The sequence below is a fragment of the Parageobacillus sp. KH3-4 genome, from assembly GCF_022846435.1.
GTDB classification, from domain to species: Bacteria; Bacillota; Bacilli; order Bacillales; family Anoxybacillaceae; genus Parageobacillus; species Parageobacillus thermoglucosidasius_A.
Genome location: NZ_AP025627.1, coordinates 1463510 through 1486179, shown reverse-complemented (window position 1 = coordinate 1486179; position 22670 = coordinate 1463510). Strand labels below are relative to the sequence as shown.

General features: G+C 48.1%; 21 protein-coding genes. 6 read left to right on the top strand and 15 right to left on the bottom strand.

Annotated features, from left to right (window positions below; genetic code table 11):
• Positions 1-2: 2 nt before the first annotated feature.
• From MWM02_RS07745 to MWM02_RS07725, 5 genes are all read right to left on the bottom strand, one after another.
• Positions 3-788 carry a 2-keto-4-pentenoate hydratase gene (locus MWM02_RS07745; RefSeq protein WP_244403380.1) on the bottom strand — a complete coding sequence of 262 codons (786 nt, stop codon included), beginning with the start codon at positions 786-788 and terminating at the stop codon, positions 3-5.
• A 2-nt stretch (positions 789-790) separates the two neighbouring features.
• Entirely contained in the window at positions 791-1819 is a 1029-nt protein-coding gene (gene dmpG / locus MWM02_RS07740; RefSeq protein WP_064551651.1) for a 4-hydroxy-2-oxovalerate aldolase, read from the bottom strand.
• An 11-nt stretch (positions 1820-1830) separates the two neighbouring features.
• On the bottom strand, positions 1831-2715 hold the full coding sequence (locus MWM02_RS07735; protein WP_064551650.1) for an acetaldehyde dehydrogenase (acetylating): 885 nt from the start codon (positions 2713-2715) through the stop codon (positions 1831-1833).
• Between the two features lie 16 nt (positions 2716-2731).
• A complete protein-coding gene (locus tag MWM02_RS07730; RefSeq protein ID WP_244403379.1) occupies positions 2732-3511 on the bottom strand; it encodes a 2-keto-4-pentenoate hydratase in 780 nt (259 codons plus the stop codon).
• 70 nt (positions 3512-3581) lie between these two features.
• On the bottom strand, positions 3582-5057 hold the full coding sequence (locus MWM02_RS07725) for a 2-hydroxymuconic semialdehyde dehydrogenase (protein ID WP_244403378.1): 1476 nt from the start codon (positions 5055-5057) through the stop codon (positions 3582-3584).
• A gap of 231 nt (positions 5058-5288) precedes the next feature.
• On the opposite strand from MWM02_RS07725, the gene MWM02_RS07720 reads away from it, so the two are divergent.
• Both MWM02_RS07720 and MWM02_RS07715 read left to right on the top strand, forming a co-directional pair.
• Complete coding sequence (locus MWM02_RS07720) at positions 5289-6068, top strand: IclR family transcriptional regulator (protein ID WP_064551648.1); 780 nt, start codon at positions 5289-5291, stop codon at positions 6066-6068.
• 49 nt (positions 6069-6117) lie between these two features.
• On the top strand, positions 6118-7056 hold the full coding sequence (locus MWM02_RS07715) for an amidohydrolase family protein (RefSeq protein ID WP_244403377.1): 939 nt from the start codon (positions 6118-6120) through the stop codon (positions 7054-7056).
• Between the two features lie 64 nt (positions 7057-7120).
• Here MWM02_RS07715 and MWM02_RS07710 read toward each other — a convergent pair whose 3' ends face one another.
• From MWM02_RS07710 to MWM02_RS07680, 7 genes are all read right to left on the bottom strand, one after another.
• Positions 7121-7705 carry a hypothetical protein gene (locus MWM02_RS07710; RefSeq protein WP_244403376.1) on the bottom strand — a complete coding sequence of 195 codons (585 nt, stop codon included), beginning with the start codon at positions 7703-7705 and terminating at the stop codon, positions 7121-7123.
• A gap of 19 nt (positions 7706-7724) precedes the next feature.
• The gene (locus tag MWM02_RS07705) at positions 7725-8183 is read right to left on the bottom strand and encodes an acyl-CoA thioesterase (protein ID WP_244403375.1); all 459 of its coding nucleotides are present in this window, start codon (positions 8181-8183) and stop codon (positions 7725-7727) included.
• A gap of 19 nt (positions 8184-8202) precedes the next feature.
• Positions 8203-9426: an FAD-dependent oxidoreductase gene (locus MWM02_RS07700; protein WP_244403374.1), complete on the bottom strand. Its 1224-nt coding sequence runs from the start codon at positions 9424-9426 to the stop codon at positions 8203-8205.
• Between the two features lie 23 nt (positions 9427-9449).
• Positions 9450-10901: an MFS transporter gene (locus tag MWM02_RS07695; RefSeq protein WP_244403373.1), complete on the bottom strand. Its 1452-nt coding sequence runs from the start codon at positions 10899-10901 to the stop codon at positions 9450-9452.
• A gap of 28 nt (positions 10902-10929) precedes the next feature.
• A complete protein-coding gene (locus MWM02_RS07690) occupies positions 10930-11793 on the bottom strand; it encodes a fumarylacetoacetate hydrolase family protein (RefSeq protein ID WP_244403372.1) in 864 nt (287 codons plus the stop codon).
• A gap of 22 nt (positions 11794-11815) precedes the next feature.
• Positions 11816-13399 carry a class I adenylate-forming enzyme family protein gene (locus MWM02_RS07685; RefSeq protein ID WP_244403371.1) on the bottom strand — a complete coding sequence of 528 codons (1584 nt, stop codon included), beginning with the start codon at positions 13397-13399 and terminating at the stop codon, positions 11816-11818.
• Positions 13400-13537: 138 nt separating this feature from the next.
• Complete coding sequence (locus tag MWM02_RS07680; protein ID WP_064551955.1) at positions 13538-14626, bottom strand: cupin domain-containing protein; 1089 nt, start codon at positions 14624-14626, stop codon at positions 13538-13540.
• A gap of 228 nt (positions 14627-14854) precedes the next feature.
• On the opposite strand from MWM02_RS07680, the gene MWM02_RS07675 reads away from it, so the two are divergent.
• Positions 14855-15634, top strand: a complete 780-nt coding sequence (locus MWM02_RS07675) for an IclR family transcriptional regulator (protein WP_244403370.1) — start codon at positions 14855-14857, stop codon at positions 15632-15634.
• A 170-nt stretch (positions 15635-15804) separates the two neighbouring features.
• On the opposite strand, the gene MWM02_RS07670 is transcribed toward MWM02_RS07675, so the two are convergent.
• Positions 15805-16059 carry a hypothetical protein gene (locus tag MWM02_RS07670; protein WP_064551640.1) on the bottom strand — a complete coding sequence of 85 codons (255 nt, stop codon included), beginning with the start codon at positions 16057-16059 and terminating at the stop codon, positions 15805-15807.
• A 123-nt stretch (positions 16060-16182) separates the two neighbouring features.
• Positions 16183-18171, bottom strand: coding sequence for an acetoacetate--CoA ligase (locus MWM02_RS07665; RefSeq protein ID WP_244403369.1), 1989 nt, complete (start codon positions 18169-18171; stop codon positions 16183-16185).
• 270 nt (positions 18172-18441) lie between these two features.
• On the opposite strand from MWM02_RS07665, the gene MWM02_RS07660 reads away from it, so the two are divergent.
• Genes MWM02_RS07660 through MWM02_RS07650 form a run of 3 tightly spaced genes read left to right on the top strand, consistent with a single transcriptional unit; the run spans position 18442 to position 20783 of the window.
• Positions 18442-18702, top strand: a complete 261-nt coding sequence (locus tag MWM02_RS07660; RefSeq protein ID WP_244403368.1) for a FeoA family protein — start codon at positions 18442-18444, stop codon at positions 18700-18702.
• Entirely contained in the window at positions 18689-19420 is a 732-nt protein-coding gene (locus MWM02_RS07655) for a FeoB small GTPase domain-containing protein (RefSeq protein WP_244403367.1), read from the top strand. The genes MWM02_RS07660 and MWM02_RS07655 overlap by 14 nt, the downstream gene beginning before the upstream one ends.
• Positions 19389-20783, top strand: coding sequence for a nucleoside recognition domain-containing protein (locus MWM02_RS07650; RefSeq protein ID WP_244403366.1), 1395 nt, complete (start codon positions 19389-19391; stop codon positions 20781-20783). The genes MWM02_RS07655 and MWM02_RS07650 overlap by 32 nt, the downstream gene beginning before the upstream one ends.
• Before the next feature lie 166 nt (positions 20784-20949).
• Here MWM02_RS07650 and MWM02_RS07645 read toward each other — a convergent pair whose 3' ends face one another.
• Positions 20950-22626 (bottom strand): diguanylate cyclase domain-containing protein, encoded by a 1677-nt coding sequence (locus MWM02_RS07645; RefSeq protein ID WP_244403365.1) that lies wholly within the window; start codon positions 22624-22626, stop codon positions 20950-20952.
• Positions 22627-22670: the final 44 nt, after the last annotated feature.

Below are 22670 nucleotides of genomic sequence, written 5' to 3'. Positions count from 1 at the left end.
TTTCATTCTGTTGCTCGAAATAAAACCGTTCCCAATTGATCAAACAGAGCCAATACCGCGTCCCCTGCGGCAAAACGAATCGCTTCCGTCATCGCTCCAGCCAAAATGACATCTCCTGCCTTCAGCGACTCGCCTTTTCTCGCTAACATATTCGCCAGCATGGCAATGGTGTTGGCAGGATGCCCTAGCACGGCGGCGCCAGCTCCAAACGCTTTGGCCTCGCCGTTAATGGACAGACTGACTCCAAGCACATCAAGTTCAAGGGAGCTAGGGGGAACGAGACGGCTCCCAAATACGACCCGGGACGAGGAAGCATTATCGGCAATCACATCTGGCAGCGTAAAATGGAAGTTCGCATAGCGGCTGTCGATGATTTCTAAAGCAGGGACAATATACTCCGTCGCGTTTAAAATGTGCTCCCCGGTTACGCCAGGTCCTTTAACGTCTTGTTTCAAAATAAAGGCGATCTCCGCTTCCACTTTCGGATGAATCAGTCCGCTCATCGCCACAGCCCCCCCGTTCGGGACGACCATATAGTCAAACACATATCCGTAAATCGGCTCGTTTACCCCCATTTGCGCCATTTTCGCCGCGCTTGTCAATCCCATTTTCGGGCCGATGATGCGATAGCCATCCTTTCTTTTCATGTCCACTAATCTTTCTTGAATCGCGTAAGCGTCCTCGACGGTCATTTCCGGATATTTCGCTGTAAGGCGCACAAGCTCCCGCTTCTCCTGTTCCGCTCGTTGCAGCTCATTGGCCAGCATGCCGTAATCAATGGCGGCCATCTTTACTTCCCCTCCCCTGCGGCGACCATTTTTCCGTTCGCCATTTCAGCAGCGACATCGACAATCATATCTTCCTGCCCGCCAACGACTTTTCGCCGGCCGAGCTCGATTAAAATATCGCGAGCATCAAGGCCAAATGCTTGGGCCGCACGCCGGGCATGAAGAAGGAAGCTCGAATATACGCCGGCATACCCTAGCGTCAAGCTGTCCCGCGTAATTTCTTGCGCCCTTGGCAATATTGGCGCGACGATCTGCTCAGCAAGGTCCATCATTTTATATAAATCGATGCCGGTTTGGATGCCCAATCGATCCAATACGGCGACGAGCACTTCAGTTTGCGTATTGCCGGCACCAGCCCCTAAACAGCGGACACTGCCGTCAATGCGCGTGGCTCCCTCTTCAATCGCTGCCAACGTGTTGGCCATCGCGAGCGATAAATTGTTATGGGCATGAAACCCGACTTCAATGCCGACGCTTTCCCTTAACGCTCGAATGCGCTCCTTAACTTCATGCGGCAGCAGGGCGCCGGCGGAATCGACGACATAGACGACATCCGCCCCGTAGCTTTCCATTAATTTTGCTTGGCTGACGAGCGTATCGACCGGCGCCATATGCGCCATCATTAAAAACCCGACCGTTTCCATTCCGAGTTGTTTAGCAGCCGCGATATGCTGGGCAGAAATATCGGCTTCTGTCACATGGGTGGCGATGCGCGCCATTTTCGCCCCTAGCTGGGCTGCTTGTTTCAATTCCTTCACCGTTCCGATCCCCGGAAGAAGCAGCACCGCAATTTTTGCCTGCCGGCAGACCGACACAGCCGTTTCAATTAGTTCAAATTCATCCGTCCGCGACAATCCGTATTGCAATGAAGACCCGCCTAAACCATCTCCATGCGACACCTCGATGTAAGGGACATTGGCCTCATCCAACGCTTTAGCGATCACCGCCACTTGTTCAACCGTATATTGATGGGCAATGGCGTGGCTCCCGTCGCGCAGCGCCACCTCCGTGATGATGATTCGTTGTTCCATCGTTTTCCCTCCTACGCTAACTGTTTCGACAACCGATGTTTAGCGACTTCTTCCGCCACTTTCACTGCAGCCGCTGTCATAATATCAAGGTTTCCAGCGTATTTTGGCAAATAATCACCAGCTCCTTCGACTTCAATCATTACGGTCACTTTATTTCCTTCGATGATAGGGCTCGTGCGCAATCGGTAACCGGGAACATATGTCTGGATTGTTTCCACCATCGTTTCGATCGCGGCGCAAATCTCCCGTTTCGGCACGTGTTCGCCTTCAACAAGGGCATAAACCGTATTTCTCATCAAAATCGGCGGTTCAGCCGGATTTAGAATAATGATTGCTTTTCCGCGCTTTGCTCCACCGATTTTTTCGAGCCCCCGGGCGGTTGTTTCTGTAAACTCGTCAATGTTCGCCCTTGTCCCCGGCCCCGCGCTTTTGCTCGAAATCGTCGCGACAATTTCGGCGTAAGCGACTGGGCTGACGCGATGAATCGCGTGGACGATCGGAATCGTCGCCTGCCCTCCGCACGTAATGAAATTAATGTTCATCTCTTCCAAATGTTCCGTTAAATTGACCGACGGAACGACAAATGGTCCAACGGCTGCCGGCGTTAAATCCAACACGACTTTTCCTGCCTTCCTCAGCAGCTTGGCATGGCGAATGTGCGCTTTTGCCGAAGTGGCATCAAAGACGATATCCGCCCATTCTGGATGCTCTAAAAACCCATGAATGCCGTTGTCAATGACGCGATACCCTTTTTCCCGCGCCATGCGCAATCCTTCCGACTGCGGATCAATGCCAATAATGGTCGTCAACTGCAAAACGCCAGAACGCTCCAACTTCAACATCAAGTCGGTTCCGATATTTCCCGAACCAAGAATCGCTACTTTGACTTTATCCACGGTTCCCCCTCCTTATTTATGGCGCAAACTGGACGCGCACCTCTCCTAAATGGGCAAAACGAGCGCTGAAGAAATCGCCGGGTTCCGCATTGACCGCAGCCGACAAAGCACCAGAAAGAACGATCTCGCCTTCTCTCAGTTCCTTTCCGTATTCATATAGCTTGTTCGCCAACCAAGCGACACAAAACGCCGGATGGCCAAGCGCTGCAGCTCCGACGCCAGTATTGGCTACCTCACCATTTCGATACAGCGCCATGCCGATTTGTGCTATATCGACGGAATGAACCGGAACCCGCTTTTCTCCTAAAACATAAAGGCCGGACGAAGCGTTATCAGCAACGGTATCCGCTAGGCGAATCTTCCAATCGGCAATACGGCTGTCGACAATTTCCAACGCCGGAACAATATAATCGGTTGCTTGCAGCACATCTAACATCGTTACGCGCGGACCAACTAAATCCCGTTTTAACACAAACGCGACTTCGGCCTCGACTTTCGGCTGCATGACCCGTTCCCACGGAACCGTTCCCCCGTCTTCGACGACCATGTTATCAAGCAGATGACCATAATCAGGCTGGTCGACGCCTAGCAACTGTTGCATCGCGACTGAGGTCAAGCCAATTTTCTTCCCGACGATCCGGTGTCCTTCTTTCATTTTTTGTTCGATCGTCCGCAACTGAATTTGATAAGCATCGTTGACAGTCAATGTGGAATCCAGCTCTGTAAGGGGAGAGAGCGGCTGTCTTTCCCTCTCGGCGTTCAATAATAAATGAGAATAATAGTCCCATTTCTCCAATGTCATCACCCCGTTTAGTCATATCAGCCAAGAAGCCCCGCTTCCGAACAAACTAAATGCGCTAATCGGCTTAAAGTTTGATGCAAATGTTGGTCAGTTCGCTATAAAACTCAAAGCTATGCATCCCCCCTTCACGCCCGATGCCGCTTTGCTTCATCCCGCCGAATGGCGTGCGCAAATCACGCAAAAACCATGTATTGACCCAGACGATTCCTGCTTCAATCCGCGCCGCAACCCGATGCGCTCGGCGCAAATCGTTCGTCCAAATGGTCGCGCTCAATCCGTAATGGGTGTCGTTCGCTTGAGCAATCACTTCCTCTTCTTCGTCAAACGGCATCACCGTGACAACAGGGCCAAACACTTCTTCACGGACAATGCGGCAATTGCGATTGACGCCGGCAATGATCGTCGGTTCGAGATAATATCCTTGATTCAGCCCATCCGGCCGTTTTCCGCCTGTTAAAATTTGTCCGCCTTCTTCTTTCGCTGATTCGATGTAGCCCAGCACCCGTTCGTAATGTTCTTCGCTAATGAGCGCGCCGACATTTGTTTTCGGATCAAACGGGTCGCCGACAACGAGCTCTTTTGTTTTCGCCACAAATTTTTGCAAAAATTGTTCGTAAATTGGCCGTTCGACATAAATTCTTGATCCGCAAAGGCAAACTTCCCCTTGGTTCATAAAGCTTGATTTCAACGTTGTTTCAATTGCCTCATCCAAATTTGCATCGGCGAAAACAATGTTCGGGTTTTTGCCGCCTAATTCGTACGATAACTTTTTCAGCGATTTCGCAGCGGCTGCCATAATTGCTTTTCCGGTCGTCGTTTCCCCGGTAAACGTAATGGCGTCAACGTCCGGATGCTCCGTCAGCGCCGCCCCCGCCGAATCTGGCCCAAATCCATGAACAATGTTAACAACGCCATCCGGCACTCCGGCCTCCTTGCAAATTTCCGCTAACACCGTTGCCGTCAGCGGCGTCCATTCCGCCGGCTTGATGACAGTTGTGTTCCCCGCCGCTAAACACGGGGCTAACTTCCATGTCAACAGCAACAGCGGCAAATTCCACGGGTTAATCAATCCGACGACCCCAACCGGGCGGCGGACAGCATAGTTAATGGCCACTTCATCCGTTTGATACGCTTCCGTGCCAACGGAACGCAAGTAATCGGCAAAAAAATGAAAGTTATAGGCCGCTCTCGGAATATCCAACGCGCTAGAGAGTGAGTATGGTTTCCCTGTATCCAATGATTCGAGCCGGGCCAATTCGTCCTTGCGTTCTAAAATGAGATCACCGATGCGCCGCAAGACGGCAATCCGCTGATCGATCGACATCCGCTTCCAAGGACCGCTAAGCGCCCTTCTCGCCGCAGCTACCGCCAAATCAATGTCCTCTTTTCCTCCCTCACATACGATGCCGATCACTTCTCCGGTGGCGGGATTAATATTCTTAAAGGTTTTGCCGCTTTTTGAAGGCAAAAACTGTCCATTGATAAAATGTTGACAATCGAACGCTTTCACTTTTCCATCTGCAACAACTTCCGCTTTCATTGGCTGTTCCTCCTTTGGCGAAACTTTTTCGTCGAAAAATTAAGAATCTTTTACGTTAATCATAGCCAGCAATTGTTTCTTATACAACATCAATGTTCCTTTATATGAAACAATAGAAAAAATTTTTTAATTTTTTATTATTTTCAACCTAAATCCTTCTTTGATATGTTATGATATAAGAAATAATGTTCCTTTATATGAAACTAATAAAAAGAAAAAGGAGAAAGAATTATGCCGCACGCCAATGAAGACTATTTGCTTTCATCGGTGAAAAATGCGCTGCGCATTTTACGCAGCTTTTCATTAGAAGAGCCGGAAAAAAAAGTTACCGAATTAGCTTCTTCCCTCGGCTTATCGAAAAGCACGGTGAGCCGTCTTCTTCATACATTAGCGAGCGAAGGATTTGTCATCAAAGATCCGGAAACACAAAAATATCGCCTTGGTTTGACGATTTTGCAGCTGAATACCGTGTTAACGTCCCACTTGGAAGTCAACCGTGAAGCGCAACCGATATTGCAGCGGCTTGTCGGCGATCTGCAGGAAACGGCACACATCGCTGTGCTGGATGGTCCGAGCGTCGTCTATATTCACCGTGTCGAAAGCCAACAGCCTGTTCAAGCTCTCTCTCATATCGGAAGAAGAAATCCGTTGCACTGTACAAGTTCGGGAAAAGTGTTGCTCTCATACCAAGAGGAGCAAACCATTGAAGCGTATATCGAACAAGGATTAGAGCGATTTACCTTGAAGACAATTACCGATCCGCACGTTTTGCGCGATGCATTGCGCACGATTCGCCGTCAAGGGTACGCCATTAGCATTGAAGAACTTAGCGAAGGGGTCGCCTCGGTTGCAGCGCCGATTTGGGATTATACGGGAAAAGTCGTATACGCCCTTAGCGTCATCGGACCGGTCCATCGCCTGCATCCGTATGATCCATCAATCATCGCTAAAGTGAAACGCGCAGCGAATGAGATTTCTGAAAAACTAGGTTACTTGCCGCGATCGTCATAAACTTCAAGCTTGGCGGTCCATCTCATAATTGATTTAGGAGGGAGAAACCATGGAGGGCCGTTTTGATGTCCATACTCACTTTATTCCACCGGAAGTTGTGCAATGGCTCAAAGAGGAGAAAAAACATATTCCTGTCCATTGGGGCGACAATGGCAAGACGTTGACAATCAATCATCAATGGGGATTTGATTTAAAAGACGAATTCATCGATCCGAACGCCTATTTCAAGGCGCAACACCAGGCAAGGGTATCCCATTCGTTAGTGTCCCCGATTCCTCAATTGTTTTTATATGACATCGAAGCAACGATCACCAAAGAACTGTCACGCCTCTATAACGATGCCTTATCACGCTGGGTATCGGAGCATTCCGCCCGATTGTCCGCCTTGGCGACAGTGCCGCTCAATCAGCCAGAGCAGGCGGCATTGGAACTGCGGAGGGCCATGCAGCACGGGTTAAAAGGGGCCATCATCGGCCCATCCGTTCAGCAGAAGCTGCTTACTGATGAGTCTTTCATCCCGTTTTGGGAAGAGGCGGACGCTTTAGGAGCCATTCTCTTTATCCATCCGCTTCTTTGCGACGATCCGCGCCTTCAAGGGCGGAGAATGGCGAATTTAATCGGGGTTCCTTGGGAGACGACCATTTGTGCCACCGATTTGTTGCTGGGCGGCTGGATGGACCGCTACCCGCGCGTTCGTATTTTATTGGCCCATGGCGGCGGTTTTCTCCCTTATCAAATCGGCCGGCTGCAAAAAGGATATGAAATGTGGCGCCCGGTGGCCGCCTCGGTACAAGCCCCACCGACAGACTATTTGCGCCGCTTTTGGTTCGATACTGTTCTTTGGGACAGCCGAGCGCTGCGGCTGCTGGTCGATCTCGTCGGCAAAGAGCGGGTATTGCCAGGCTCTGATTTTCCTTTTGATTTATCGCATTGGCCTCCCGTACAGCCAAGCCTTGAAGCCGTCCATGCTTTCTTAGGCTTGCCATAACGGAAAACAAGCCAAAGGGGACGAACGTTCTTCGTCGTCCCTTTGGCTTGCGGCTATATGCCTGCTAAAACAGATACAATTGTTCTTCATCCATGCCTAACAGCCAATGCCCGTACTCGAGGACGCGCAGCAGCGCACGAAACGGATTCGATTTCCATCCGTCAAGGTCGCCAATGGATTCCCAGGCACAAGCCATTCCCCCGATATACATGACTGAACAGACAGCGGTTTTTACGACTGATGAGCCGTATTGATGGAAAGCACGATACGCCGCATCGAAACAATGATGAAATAAATAAGCTGGAATCTCATCGGCCAACTTGACCAAACATCCGTCTCTCTCCGCAGCGGCCGCCGCCTGCTTCATGCGTTCCGGAATGGGAAACAAAGAGCGCCATAACGGACTTTTCGCCAAGTTCATCTCCGCTAAAGAAGGGACGAGCTCCCCTTCCTCTAGCCAACGGATATGATAATGCTCCAAATGGAAGCTCTCCATCCATTCATGGATCGCTTCTTCTGCCTCTTTCCGATAATGGGAAGTACCTACATTGGCGAACCAATCCATGCTTAACAGTCTGGAAAGGATGGCAACCGCTTGCTCGGTCCGCGGTCCATACATTTCCTTCTCCGGATTTAACAACGTTGCCATCGTTCTCCTCCTAACTGTTTCATCTCTGTCCATTTAGCTTTTGCTCCGTCTGAAACGCCGCCGAACGGGACGACTGCCGCTCGGCCAACACCCGTTTCACCTCTGCTGGAATCGGGACGGCTTTTGGCCTTCCGTCGGCAAATGACGCCCATGCTCTCGTTTCATATCCGGCAGCGGCAACTGTTTCATGTTTATAAAACTCATGGGCAATTTGAAACACTTTATCCCACAACTCTGTGATTGTTGAACAAACTCGGACTTCATCGCCAAACAATAACGGGGAGCGAAATTGGCATTTGGCTTCCAAAATCGGCAACCCTATCTTTTGTTCAAACAGTGCCGTTGTCGGGTTACCAAGTTCGGCAAAAAAGCGGTGCGTCGCTTCGTCCATCCATTTATAAAAATTCGGGTAAAAGACAATTCCCGCCGCATCTGTGTCTCCCCATTGCACTTGAAAACGGTACTCGATTTTTTTCATCGCTTCTTCCTCTTCTTTCTCAATACTTGGTAGCTAATTGCGGCGGCCCGGATTTCGGTCCGTACGGGCCTTCATCCAGCCATTTTCCTAAGCTCGGTATGATCGAAGAAAGCGAGGCAGCCAGTTCCCGTTTCATATTCATCACCGGGGAGCGTCCTTGAATATGCTCTAACGCAAGGCCCGCACAGTCCCGATTGTATTGGGCCGCTGTTTTTCTCTCTTGTGCCGCTTCGGCAATGATCTGCTTTGCTTTCGACCGCTCTCCCTCCTGGAAGGCGGCATGAATCGCCTTGACCGCCGCGACGGCATCTGCCACGCCGGAATTCATTCCACGCGCTCCAAACGGGGCAAAAAGGTGAGCAGCCTCTCCCGCTAAAACAACGCGGCAATGTTCATCGGTGAACGAACGGGCTACAGCTTGATGGAACTGATACATCGACACCCATGTAATGCGATCAGCGTACTTTTTATGCATGACTTTTGGAATCCATTGCCGCACCCCTTCGATGTTCCCGTATTGCTGGGCGTCATCTTCGGCAAACAATTGCAAATCAACCCGCCATCCGCCGGCAAATGGCACAAACAGTACATTTCTTCCTCCCATAGCCGGATGTTGATAATGAAACACCCTTTCTAACGGAAGCGGAGCGGACGGGTCTTCCTCGATATCAACAACGACGAAGCGGTCGCGGGAACGGGGACCCTCTAGCTCGATGCCGAGCGACTGCCGAACGACAGACCGGGCTCCATCGGCACCAATCACGTAATCGGCCTGCCATACTTCCCCGGACTCCGTCGTTACAATCACCCCATTTTCATTCGTCTCCACCTGCCGGACAGGCGAATTCCAAATAAACTCCACCCCTGCCGCTACGCACGCCTCATACAAAAACTTTTCCGCTTCCACTTGAGGCAAGCTCGTAAACGGCGGCAGCTCGTTACGATTCGGGGCCGGATAACGCTTTATATATACTTCCTTGCCGCCGAACAGCGTCCGCTTGACAGGCCAGACGACCCCGTGCTTCGCAAAAGTAAAGCCAAGCCCTGGATAGATGTCCTCCCAATGTTCCAGCGTCGCTTTATGGAAATAAATCGCGCGGCTCCCCGGACGAATGCGCTCCTTTGGCTCCGCTTCGATGATCGTCGCCGGAATCTCAAAACGGCGCAACGCTAATGCGGCAGTCAGTCCGATCGGGCCCGCCCCGATCACGAGGACAGGCCGTTGATTCGTTTTCCCTTTCATGCGAATATCTCCTTTCGACAACTTTAATGGCTTACATCCGTTTCTTTAGCGTTTATTGCAGCAGTTAGCCTGCCTTCTAAAGCAGGTTTTACGGCAATGACAAGCAGCAAGCTCGCTGCCATTAAAATGCCATCAAGCAACAACGCACTTCCCCAGCTCCCTGAATGATCGCGCATGGCCCCTGAAATCACCGGCGCTAATAACGCTCCAATTTCGGAAAACAGATTCAGCATCCCAAACGCCGCTCCTTTATGTTTCGGCGGGGCAAAATCGGCTGTAATGGCATGGTTGACCGGCTGAAGCGCGAAAAAGAACACCCCGGAAGTAAACAAAATAAGAGACATGATTGCCGGATTGTTGCCCCCTGACATGACATAAAAAGCAAAGATGAAAATGAAGATTGCCAACAGCCCCGTCAACACCGCCAATACATTTCGTTTTCCGTTGGCCGTGTTAGCATATCGGTCGGCTAATCTTCCCCCAAGCGGAAAACCGATCAGACCCGCAACGGCATTAAATGAAGCGATGAGCGCCGCCGAAACGAGCGTGCCGCCCCCGAAGTCTTGAACAATGGCAACAGACCAGAAGCCGTAAAACCACAAATGCCATAAAACTGGAATAAACGAAAGATATAAAAATAACAAGTTGCGGCTTTTTAGGATCGGCCCGACTTCCTCGCTCTTTGTCTTATAAATATAAATGATATACAAAACGGCCAATACTGTTAAAATCAAGCCGATCGCTGTCGGCGATAATTGCATGGCATTGGTGGCATAATACAAAGCCATGATGATGACCAAGAATGAAATGGAAGTTTGCATCAGTTTGCCTACCGGTGGGCCATACGACTCCGATTGGGCCGTAAAGCCGGCCGGTCTCATCCATTTGTACATCATCGTGCCAACGAACAAAGTAATGATCCCCATGAACAAAAACGGCGCTTTCCATGCATGCGTCCCCATCGCTGGCTGAAACAGCTGAATAACATATGGAGTAGCAATCGTCGCAATCGTTAACCCGAGCGTGAGACCGGTCAGCACAACGCCCATTCCCAGCCCGACTTTTTCTGGCGGCGTCACTTGGGTAATCAAGGAACGGTCGTTAGAATAAAAGACGCCTTCCCCTAATCCGGTAAGCACGCGCAAGGCGATAAATACTGTCAATCCGCCGACCAAACCGGTCAATAACGTCGTCACGCCAGCCCACAAAATGCTAATGATGACAATCACGCGATAACCAAATTTGTCGCCAAAATACCCGCCGGGAAATTGCGTTAGCATGTACCCGGCAAAGAACAGGCTGCCAAGCAATCCCCCAAGCGCGTGCGGGTTGGGCGATTCGGCTAAAAATTCGACCTTGTTTTCAATCATCCATGTGACGACAGGCCCTGTTAACGTCCTGTCAATATAAGAAACGACCCATCCTAAAAAGAGCATCAGCCATATTGTGTGATACCTCTTCCAGCCTTTCTCCATGAACCATTTCTCCCCCTTCCCTTCTCATTTACCGCAATACAGCCGCATTAGGCGCTAAAGAAACTCGGACGGAATAGCTCCCGATCCCCTCGATCTCCATACTGACAACATCCCCGTCATGAATCGGCCCGACGCCATCCGGCGTCCCCGTCGTAATGACATCGCCCGGCTCAAGAGTCATAATACGGGAATAAATTTCCACGAGCTCAGTGACAGAACAGATCATTTCCTTTGTATTCACCCGTTGGCGGACTTCGCCATTTACTGTTAGCACCATGTTTATATTGTTTGGATCCGCAATCTCCTCTTTTGTCACGATCCATGGCCCCATCGGTGTAAACGTATCAAACGACTTGCGCAAACACCGTTCCTCATGGTGCGTTTCATCCGGGCGCAACGTCACATCCATAAGCCCGGTATAGCCGAATATATAATCGTAAGCGTTTTCCGCCTTGACGTTTTTCGCCGTTTTTCCAATGACAAAAGCCAACTCTAATTCATGGTCAAAACGGCGGTTCGGATCAGGCAAAACGATCGTGTCGTTCGGCCCAATGATCGAAGATGGCGCCTTTAAGAAAAAGCCTAGCCCCCTTGCCGTATGTTCCACTTTCATTTCTTTTTGGTGGGATACATAGTTAACAGGAGCGGCCACAATTTTCCCCGGCTTCTTCACCGGCTGGCGCAGCCGGACATCCGCTAAGGCATAAGCGGGATATTCATGCAGCCTCTTTTCAATTTCCGAGCGATATGCGTCAAATTCAGCAATAAGCTGAACCATCGGACAAAAGCCGATTCCTTGATGAAAGCGGCCAAATAAATGGCTCCCAATCTCATAAATGACATCGTCTACAATCACTCCGAGCTGAAAGTCGTTAAATAATGCCAGTTTCATCGGCTGTTCTCTCCCTTTCTCTTTATTTCACTTCTAACTGTACGTACTGTTTCCGCAAAACTCCCTTGCTCACTTTTCCTGACGCAGTAGTCGGCAACTCATTTACGATTTTTAAATATTCAGGCAATTTATATTTAGCCATCCCTGTTTCAAGCAAGTATTGTTGCATTTCTTCCAATGAAAACGTTGTTCCTTCTTTCAATGAGACAATCGCACAGCCGCGTTCCCCAAGCCGCTCGTCTGGAATCCCGATAACAGCGGCCTGACGGATATGTGGATGCATAAGAAGCGCTTCCTCAATTTCCGCTGCGTGCACTTTTAATCCGCCGCGATTAATAATGTCCTTTTTCCGGCTAACGTAGTGAATGTAACCATCGTCATCTTTCCACCCTAAATCTCCGGTGAGGAAAAACCCATCTTTCGTCATTGATTGCCGGGTGGCTGTTTCATTTTTATAATATCCTTTGAATAGCGACTGACCGCGAAAACCGATTTCTCCTACCTTTCCGTTTGGCAGCAGCTGATGGTTCTCATCAAAAATGCGAATTTCCCCCGTCGGGCACGCCCGGCCAACCGTATCTGAAGCAAGATGTGCTGCGTCATTCGGTCGTGTGAACGATCCCGCTCCAATTTCCGTCATTCCCCATTGGGCGGCAACGTCACAGCAGAAACGCTGCCGGAACGATTTCACCATCCAGACCGGAATTTTTGTTCCTCCGGTTAAGACAAGGCGCAGTTTTGACGGATATTCTTTTGTTTCATCCGTTCCTTTTAGCATATCAATCAAATGGGCCGGCGCAGCTACGCAAAACGTCACTCCGTGCTGGCTGAAAGCATCTAAAACACGCTCAACCGAAAATTGCGATAGCATCACTTGAGCGGCACCGCTATAAAGGCCCATTAAAATCATCGGCAAGGAAAACATATGGCCCATAGGCGTCAAGCAAAGCATGACATCGTCAGCTGTCAATCCGTATTCCTGCCCATTATGCAAATGGGCAGGAATAAATGTCCGATACGTATGGATCACCGCTTTTGGGTCGGATTCCGTTCCGGATGTAAACATAATCAGCATCGGATCGTCCGGAGAAGGGAATGTCTCCCCCTCTCTATCTGCCGAAGACAAGCCGCTATCGTTTAACAACGTTTGAAAACTATATTGACGCGGCCCTTTACTTTCCCCAACGACGATTATATAATCTAAAGTCGGGACAATCTGCTGGAGGGATTCCATCATCTCTGCATGGTCCAATCCTTTCCAGCGGTCAATGGTAACGACGGCTTTCACATGGGCAAACGAAAACATAAACGATAACTCTTTTTGCCGGTACATTAAGTTTACAGGCACCATTACGATTCCGAGGAGGGCTAAAGCTAAATGGGTCACGGCGAACTCCCAGCTGTTTGGCAACTGCACTGCCACTACATCGCCTTTCTGAAGGCCTAAACCGCTCAGCCGCTCGGCAAGCCGCAAAGATAGCTCGTTCACTTCTTCAAAAGACAGCGTTCTCTCGCCGTCAATGATCGCTGTTTTCTTTCCATAGCGGGCGACGGCATGATGAAGCACTTCTTGCGCCGTACTAGGCACTTTGTTATTCAACCTCATAACCCCCTCCGTCTTAACTAGCACTTGCCAATCCGAAACATTTACAAATACAAAAGAGAAAGCCTTAGGGAACGTGATGAGTGCATCTCATAAAATTATGCGTATCCAAGAACCCCTCGACTCCGGGTCGTGGGAGACTCAGAAGGTCGGCTGAAATACATCGATAATGGACTGATGGCCGCCGTTTTTGTCGTAAGCTTCCTCTCTTTCAAGATCAAGCAGCTCCATGATCGGCAAATCGTTAATTGAGAACAGGTGGGCGTCGCCTTCCCCAGTGTTGACATGCTCGTGCCAGCTCCAAGGCGGCAAAATAAAGAAATCGCCTTTCGACCATTCAAATTTGACCCCGTTGATAATGGTGTATCCTTCCCCGTCAAGGACATGGTACACTGCGCTATGGACATGGCGGTGCGCCTTTGTATGCATGCCAGGGGTTAATTTTTGCATCGTTGTCCCAATGCGCAAATCCGCCGATCCTCCTGTCAACGGGTTAATGTAATCGACTGCATAGCCGTCATACGGATCGGGATCGAGCTTGGACAAATTTTCCAAAACTTGTTTAGTCGTTTTCCATTTATAGGCGATCAATGGGGAAGGATATCCTTTTCGCTTCCGGTCAGTAACTGGACGCAGCGCGCCCGTTGAATATTTAAAAGTTGAACCGTTGTGAGGGCCGGCAACAGGGAATACATCTTCGGAATACGGCTCAAAGAACGAACCAGCAAAGTTTCTTACCAACCCGACATCAAGGCCGTCCATCCAAATGACCGGTTCAGTTCCTTCGTGACCGTGATCATGCCACGTCCACGCTGGGGTCAAAATCAAATCTCCCCGCTCCATATATGTTCTTTCGCCATCGACTGCCGTATAGGCTCCCTCACCTTCAATAATAAACCGGATAGCCGATTGGCTATGGCGGTGCGCAGGCGCTACTTCACCCGGCAGCAACAGCTGCACCCCTACATAAAGCGTATTGGTCGAGTAACCGATCAAACCATGCTTTAACAAGGACGGGTTTTGCAAATAAACAACCCGGCGCTCGCTTTCCCTTCCTAAACGAAGCAATTCCCCGGCTTCCATTAAATGTTTGCGGATTGTCTCCCATTTCCATAAATACGGGATAACTTCGTGGTCAGGCTCCGGCGTTACCATTTTTCCAAGCTTTTCCCATAATGGACCTAAATACACTTTCTCCAAATCCTCGTTCAATCGTTCAAGCGCTTTCATTTTTGTGTTCACCAATGTTTCCTCCCTTTTATAATTCGTACAGTGAATTGATAATTCATTTTTACAACTTAAATATATGACAAACCTTAATATTTGTCAAACTTTTTTAAATATAAAGAAAAATATATATCACTCTCTTCATCAAGCCAAGCGTATACATCGGTGATCACTTTATGTTACAATACTTTTAAAAATTCGGAAACTAAAAAGTAACAGAGGGACGCAACAATGAGAAATATAAATGTGGAAACGATTCGTTCAGTAGAAAGAGCAGTTCATATTTTAAACTGCTTTAGCTTTGAACGTCCAAGCCTCTCCATTGAGGAAATCGTCGCCAAAACGAAGCTGGCAAAAGCGACTGTCTACCGCCTGCTATGGACGCTAGAGACTCAAGGGCTTATTCATTATGACCAAAAGGAGAATTTGTACCGCCTCGGCTATAAAATGCTCGAATACGGGGGAATTGTCCTCGAAAACCTAGACATGCGGCGCGAGGCGGAGCCGTTTTTGCACGAATTGCAAGCACAAACAGGATATACCGTTTTATTTGCCGTGCGGCAACAAGACAGCTTGCAATATTTAATTCGCCTCGATAGCGACGACAGCTTTCAGCCGCGCTCGTATATCGGCCGCCGTCGTGTATTGCATTACGGGGCACTCGGGACAACGATCATGGCCTATTTGCCTGAAGAAGAGGTGAAAGCCATCATTGAAAAGCATCCGCTAGAAGCCCACACACCGAATACGATCGTTGACGAACGCAAATTTATGGAACGTTTACACACGATTCGGAGCGATGGATTTTTTGTCGATAAAGATGAGACATTTATCGGCTTTACGGCTGTCGCCGCCCCTGTTTTTGACCGAACCGGGATTATCGGCGCCATCGGGCTGGCCGGCGCAACGTTTAAGATGATGAAGTCGCTGCCCGAACTCATTCGCCAAACGGTCGGCACCGCCCAACATATATCGAAACGGCTCGGACATATCGCGCACTATCCGTCATAAATGGCACATGACCGAACCGTTAAGGTGGAAATTTCCTACGACTTCTTCGTTTTAGTACAGCTTTTGCCCTTGAGCCGTCGGCCGTGACGATTGTGAAAATAAAATAAGGCGGTTTTCCCCGCTAAACAGGGAAGACCTCCGCTATGCCCGTTTTCGACTCGTATGGAGGATTATAGTCTCTCCCAAATCGCAGCGATTCCTTGGCCGCTATGCAATAGAAAGTCGCCCTGATACAATGTAGGGACTACATCATTTCCTTCTTTTAATACAATAGCAATTAAATCGCATTCGAGCTCCGCCCGAAACGAATTGACCAAGTATTGCAACGCTTCTCCTTCCGTATCAAACTTCACTAATTTTCTCGCCGTCGCCCGCAAATGATTTTCAATTCTTTTCATGAGCTTTTGCCGCTTGCTTAGCTCCATGCCCCGTTTCTCCTTTATTTGTAATCAAATCTCATCCTAAACATGCATTGAGGTTGTTATTAAGCGGCAGCACTTAATAACAACCCCTCGTTTATCCCCCCATGAAGGAGAAGAGCTGATCCATCAGCTTGTATGTGTCTTCGTTTCGATCGTCTTTGCCAGTTCAATGAAGAAGTCAAGCGCCTCCGGATTCGCCATCGAGCCTGGATTGACCGCTTTTTCGAGCGGGAATCCCAGCAATAGCTTGCGAATTGGAATTTCTATTTTCTTTCCGTTTAACGTTTTTGGAATTTGCTCGACTTGGTAAATTTCATCTGGCACAAATCGCGGCGATACTTTTTGACGAATTGCGTTTTTGATTTTTTCTTTTAGCTCCTCGTTTAATGCCACTTCTGGCTGAAGCACGACGAACAGCGGCATAAACGATTTTCTACCCATCATTTCCAGATCGATGACCAAGCTGTCGAGCACTTCATCAATCGCTTCGACAGCGCGGTAAATTTCGCTCGTTCCCATCCGGACGCCGGCGCGATTAATCGTCGAATCGGAACGACCGTAAATAACGCAGCCACCTTCCTCGTCAATTTTGATCCAATCGCCATGTTTCCAAATTCCTGGATACGTATCAAAATAACTGTCCAAATACCGCTTATAATTTTTATCATTCCAGAAATAGAGCGGCATCGATGGCATTGGGTCAATAATGACCAACTCTCCCACTTCATTCATTAAGCGATTTCCATTTTCATCAAACGCTTGGACATTCGCTCCTAGCGAACGGCATTGGATGATTCCCGCGCGAACCGGCAAGATTGGCGAGCCGCCAACGAAAGCGGTGCATACGTCCGTTCCGCCGCTGCACGAAACTAAGCAAATGTCGCCTTTGACGTTTTCATACACCCATAAAAACCCTTCCGCCGTCAGCGGTGATCCCGTCGAAAGAACCGCTTCCAAATCGGAAAAATCGTATGATTCTTTCGGCTTTATTCCAAGCTTCATACAAATGTTAATAAACGCCGCGCTCGTTCCGAAATGGGTAACGCGAGCCTTTTCCGCCAGCTCCCATAATACGTTTCCGTCCGGATACGTCGGACTGCCGTCATAAAGCACGACCGTCGCTCCGACAAGCAATCCGCCGATCAGAAAATTCCACATCATCCATCCCGTTGTCGTAAACCAGAAAAACGTGCTTTCTTTCGTAATATTTTCTTCAATCATGAGCGATTTTAAATGTTCGAGCAAAATGCCTCCATGCCCCTGAACGATTGGTTTCGGCAACCCTGTTGTGCCGGAGGAATACAAAATCCAAAGCGGATGGTCAAACGGAACGTATTCGTAAGAAAGTTCCGCTTTTTCCCGAATGATCTCATCCCATAATAAAACAGAATCATCTCGTGCCTGCGCGTTTTTCCGCAAATATGGAAGCAAAATCGTTTTCTTAAGCGACGGCAATTTTTCCCGCAATTCGTCGACAATCGGACGTTTATCAAACTCTTTCCCATTATATTGGCATCCGTCAATCGCGAATAGCACTGCCGGTTCGATTTGCTGGAATCGGTCAATAACGCTGCTCGCGCCAAAGTCCGGAGAACAGCTCGACCAAATCGCGCCAATGCTGGCGCACGCCAAGAAGGCGATAACCGTTTCCGGAATGTTTGGCATGTATGCTACAACCCTGTCTCCCGGTTTGACACCGATTTTCTTAAGCGCGCTTGCGACCGCCGCCGTTTTTTCTTTTAGCTCTTTCCAAGTCACTTCTCGATAAGGAACGAGCTCGGAGCGGAAAAGCAGCGCCGGTCGATCGGATCGCTCGTTTCGAAACACATTCTCCGCGTAGTTCAATGTCGCGCCTAGAAACCATTTCGCTCCCGGCATTTTCCGTTCTTCCAAAACACAACGATACGGAGTCGCTGATTGTATCCCGCAATATTCCCATACCGATTCCCAAAATTCTTCTAAATGTTCAACGGACCAATTCCATAATGCTTGATGCGTTTCAAATGCCAGCCCCTTTTTTTCCTTTAACCAATTCATATAGCGCTTTATACTCGATCGTTGAATACGTTCCTCTGTCGGCGTCCATAATATCGTCCCTTCCGCAACCGTTTTCATTTCCGTCTGCGCAAAAACGCAGACTCCCCCCTTTCCCCTTTGTTTTTTATTGATTGAAAATTTAGATTATTTATATAATATCATTTTCTGCTGCCGTTGAAAATATAGAATCGAAGAGCGAAGTTCATGCAAATGAATGATAAATTTCGTCGCGACACCGTGAAACAAAATAATTGACAAAACAAGGAGGGAAGGAATAAGATAAAAGCAAATTTGGTTTAGTGCAAAATTATAATCTATATACAATTTATTAGTAAGGGGGAAACTATTATGTCTTCAGTAAAATTACAGCGCCTATCCGAAGCAGAAGAAGGGGAGCGTTTCCGTATTGAAAAACTTCACATAGACGATGGAACGATGAAACGAAGATTGCTTGACTTAGGATTTGTCCCCGGATGCGAAATCACCGTTCTGCAAAAAAGCCCGTTGGGAGACCCGACAGCCTATCGTGTCAGCAATACAACGATTGCATTGCGAAAGGAAGAAAGTGACCATATTTACGGGGAGAGAATACGCGATGACAACAAATGAATATACCATTGCCCTTGCCGGAAATCCAAACACCGGAAAAAGCACATTGTTCAACGTTTTGACCGGATTGCGTCAGCATACTGGAAATTGGCCGGGAAAAACAGTCGTTTACGCGGAAGGATTTTTTGCGTACAATAACAACCACTATAAAATAGTTGATTTACCTGGAACTTATTCTCTTTATTCGAATTCAGCGGATGAAGAAGTGGCGCGGAATTTTATTATTTTTGAAAAGCCGGATGTGACGATTGTTGTTCTCGATGCCACAGCGTTAGAGCGCAACCTCAACCTCGCCTTGCAAGTGTTGGAGATGACAAGCAGTGCCATCGTCTGCGTAAACTTAATGGATGAAGCGAAAAAGAAGGGAATCCGCATCGATACCGAGAAACTAGCTGCAAAATTAGGAGTACCGGTCGTACCGATTTCCGCGCGCAACAAAGAAGGAATCGACGCGTTATTAAAAACAATCGATGCGATGGTGTGCGGAAAAATCAAAACAAAACCAATTGCCGTCCGGTACAGTCCAGAAATCGAACAATGTATCAAAAAGCTTATTCCACGCGTGAAAGAGGTCATTGGCAATGCGTACCCTGCCCGCTGGGTCGCGCTTCGCTTACTCGATGGGGATACGTCTTTGCTTCACTCGTTCCTACAACCACTTCCATCCACAAAGGAGGTAACGATAGATGCATGTCACAGTCCCGCAAAATCAATTTGAAGATCTGATGAATGAAGCGCGAGCGCTAGCGCCTGCCGATACGCGCGAACAAATCGTATCAGCTATTTTTCGCACCTCCCAAGCAATTTGCAATGAAACGGTTACCTATACAAATCAAGCAAAACAATACGAGACAGAGAAGTTAGACCGCATTTTTACTTCAAAATTATGGGGATTTCCGATCATGCTTGCAATGCTTGCGGTTGTTATTTATATCACGATTGCCGGCGCGAATGTCCCATCCAGCATGCTAGCAAGCTTTTTTGGGTGGCTTGAAGGATATCTCACGCTTTTCTTTCAAGCACTGCACGCCCCTGACTGGCTGCACGGATTGCTCGTGTTAGGATTATACCGAGGCACCGCTTGGGTCGTCAGCGTGATGCTTCCGCCGATGGCGATTTTCTTTCCAATTTTCGCGTTGCTAGAAAACTATGGATATCTCCCACGCGTCGCATTTAATATGGACCGCTTGTTTAAAAAAGCAGGAGCGCACGGAAAACAATCGCTCACGATGGCGATGGGATTCGGATGTAACGCCGCGGCGATTATGTCGACGCGCATCATTGAATCGCCGCGCGAACGAATGTTAGCGATTTTGACGAACAACTTCGTCCCTTGTAACGGACGGTGGCCGACGCTGATCTTATTGTCTTCCTTATTTATGGCGGCAAGCTATACAGGTGGGTGGAAAACATTTGTCACTGCTAGTGTTGTTGTCGCGATGGTGCTGTTTGGCATCGTCGTTACACTGACGGTTTCATGGGTGCTGTCCAAAACGGCTCTGCGCGGCATCCCGACCCATTACACATTAGAGCTGCCGCCGTATCGGCGCCCGAAAATATGGGATACCATTGTTCGCGCCACATTAGACAAATCCATTTATGTGCTAAAGCGCGCCATTGTGGTTGCCGCTCCGGCGGGTGTGTTGACATGGCTGCTTGGAAATATTCATATCGGGGATACGACCGTCCTCTCCTATATCGCTGATTGGCTCAATCCGTTTGCACAAGCGCTTGGACTCGATGGCTATATTTTAATGGCGTTTATTTTAGGACTGCCTGCCAATGAAATCGTCTTGCCGATTTTACTAATGGGCTATTTATCAACCGGTTCCTTGACCGAAGTCGATGGTCTCCACTCGCTCAAACAAATTTTCGTCGACCACGGCTGGACGTGGCTGACGGCGCTTAATATGATGCTGTTTTCCCTACTTCATTATCCATGCGGCACCACGCTCGTTAATATTTATAAAGAGACAAAAAGCAAAAAATGGACGTTTGTTGCATTTGCTCTGCCAACCGCCATAGCGATTACCGTCACGTTTTTAACGGCGCATATCGCGCGATGGTTTTCACTTGTTTAACTACACTCGGAAAGAACCCTGCTATAGGCATTTTTCTATTTTCACTTGTGTAAACCATATGCGAAAGGCGCAAATGCTTGAAATAACGGCATCCATAGCTTGTTAAACTTATTTAACTATATCCCTCCCCCCGCCCTTTTTAGGAATAAAGGACGGGGGATTAAAATTAGTAAAATCGGTAGCTGTTTTTTTCCGTTTTCGCTTTATAGAGCGCTTGATCTGCGTGGCGGATAAGCGCTTTAGGAGTGGCGCCGTCGGCGGGATAAACCGCGATTCCAATGCTTGTCGTCGCCCGAATGGTAAGATGTTTAATTTGATAAGGTTTTTGAATATTTTTATACAGCCTTTTCACCAACTTGTTGACATCTGTTCGTTCTTTTATGCCTTTTAACAGCACTAAAAACTCATCTCCGCCAATACGGCAAACAACGTTATTCGCGCCAACGTTTTTCTTTATTCTCTTGGCAAACTGTTTTAACAGTTCATCACCAATATCATGGCCAAACGTGTCGTTTACGTCTTTAAAATTATCCATGTCTAAATACATAACGGCTAAGCCGCTTTTCGTCCGCTTCGCTTCTCTTATGGATTTGTCAACGATATCGAAAAACAATCTTCTATTTGGTAACTTTGTCAACGGGTCGTGGAACGCCAAAAATTCCAATTGTTTTTCATAATTAATCCTTTCCGTTACATCGCGAAAAATTCCTTGCATCGCCGGTTTTCCCGCAAATTCAATGGCCGATAGCGATACTTCCAAATAAACCGTTTTCCCATCCAGACGAACAAATTCCTCTACAAAGGGTTCTTGGGCATCGGAACCGTTTTGCCATTTTTTTCGCTTTTTCCACGCGATCTGGGCGGCGTTGCGGAAAAACTTCCATATTGCATTTCCGATGATATCCTGTTTCTGTTTGGCGCCAAGCAATTTTACCCCTGCCAAATTTATGTACACAATTTTCCCCTCATTGTTAAATACGATAATCGCTTCGGGCAAAAACTCCACTAATTTCCGATAGCGCTCCTCGCTAGCTGCAAGCTGTTGTTTCATTCGTTCCTTCTCCATGATATCTTTGGCAATGCAAAAAACGCCGGCAACTTGATTATTAACGATAACCGGGACTTTTTTTATTTGCAGATTCACTTTTTTTCCCGTTTGATGATAAACGGATGCTTCATATTCTTCGGAATAGCCTTCTATTGCCTTCTGCAAATGCCACAATGCCCTTTCCCTATCTTCGCGTGCGACAAAAATGATAAATAAACGACCGATAACTTCGTCTGTGGGGTACCCTAGTATCGTTTCGACTACCTGGTTAACACGCCGAACTGTTCCATGCAAGTCCAATTCGAAAATGGCATCCGTGTTATGTTCAATTAATGACCGAAGCCTTTGTTCACTTATTTCTAACTCCCATTTCGCTTTTTGCAATTCTTGTTCCTTCTTTTTTCTTTCCGTTATATCCCTCACGACCGCAACAATGATGCCGCGAGTTTCATTTTCAAAACAAATGGGGATAAGAATCATCTCCCTTACGAACGAACCGCTAGAAGTTACAAAAGTATCCTCGTACACTATGGTGCTTTTCTCTTTGGCAGCCTGCTGGTATTTCGGTTTCACAACGGCAACTTGTTCTGGAGACAAAACATCCTCAAGCCGTTTTCCGTAAATCGTTTCATCTACACCTACTTCATAACATGCCGCCTGATTCATCCATATATAGCGAAATGTGTCTCCGTCCGCTTTGATCACGAAAATCATATCTTCTACTGCATTCAAAATATTATTTAATATATCCAATTGGCGAAACAAATCGACGGATAATAATTTATCGTTGCTCACATTGCCCTCCTTATACGATAAAGACTTATTTGAATATTGTCGAA

Coding starts and splice junctions, on each gene's coding strand:
- MWM02_RS07700 (WP_244403374.1), bottom strand. CDS start 9,426: ATGAAAGGGAAAACGAATCAACGGCCTGTCCTCGTGATCGGGGCGGGC.
- MWM02_RS07695 (WP_244403373.1), bottom strand. CDS start 10,901: ATGGAGAAAGGCTGGAAGAGGTATCACACAATATGGCTGATGCTCTTT.
- MWM02_RS07660 (WP_244403368.1), top strand. CDS start 18,442: ATGTCTTCAGTAAAATTACAGCGCCTATCCGAAGCAGAAGAAGGGGAG.
- MWM02_RS07710 (WP_244403376.1), bottom strand. CDS start 7,705: ATGGCAACGTTGTTAAATCCGGAGAAGGAAATGTATGGACCGCGGACC.
- MWM02_RS07690 (WP_244403372.1), bottom strand. CDS start 11,793: ATGAAACTGGCATTATTTAACGACTTTCAGCTCGGAGTGATTGTAGAC.
- MWM02_RS07655 (WP_244403367.1), top strand. CDS start 18,689: ATGACAACAAATGAATATACCATTGCCCTTGCCGGAAATCCAAACACC.
- MWM02_RS07685 (WP_244403371.1), bottom strand. CDS start 13,399: ATGAGGTTGAATAACAAAGTGCCTAGTACGGCGCAAGAAGTGCTTCAT.
- MWM02_RS07675 (WP_244403370.1), top strand. CDS start 14,855: ATGAGAAATATAAATGTGGAAACGATTCGTTCAGTAGAAAGAGCAGTT.
- dmpG (WP_064551651.1), bottom strand. CDS start 1,819: ATGGAACAACGAATCATCATCACGGAGGTGGCGCTGCGCGACGGGAGC.
- MWM02_RS07725 (WP_244403378.1), bottom strand. CDS start 5,057: ATGAAAGCGGAAGTTGTTGCAGATGGAAAAGTGAAAGCGTTCGATTGT.
- MWM02_RS07650 (WP_244403366.1), top strand. CDS start 19,389: ATGCATGTCACAGTCCCGCAAAATCAATTTGAAGATCTGATGAATGAA.
- MWM02_RS07665 (WP_244403369.1), bottom strand. CDS start 18,171: ATGAAAACGGTTGCGGAAGGGACGATATTATGGACGCCGACAGAGGAA.
- MWM02_RS07715 (WP_244403377.1), top strand. CDS start 6,118: ATGGAGGGCCGTTTTGATGTCCATACTCACTTTATTCCACCGGAAGTT.
- MWM02_RS07745 (WP_244403380.1), bottom strand. CDS start 788: ATGGCCGCCATTGATTACGGCATGCTGGCCAATGAGCTGCAACGAGCG.
- MWM02_RS07705 (WP_244403375.1), bottom strand. CDS start 8,183: ATGAAAAAAATCGAGTACCGTTTTCAAGTGCAATGGGGAGACACAGAT.
- MWM02_RS07680 (WP_064551955.1), bottom strand. CDS start 14,626: ATGAAAGCGCTTGAACGATTGAACGAGGATTTGGAGAAAGTGTATTTA.
- MWM02_RS07670 (WP_064551640.1), bottom strand. CDS start 16,059: ATGGAGCTAAGCAAGCGGCAAAAGCTCATGAAAAGAATTGAAAATCAT.
- MWM02_RS07720 (WP_064551648.1), top strand. CDS start 5,289: ATGCCGCACGCCAATGAAGACTATTTGCTTTCATCGGTGAAAAATGCG.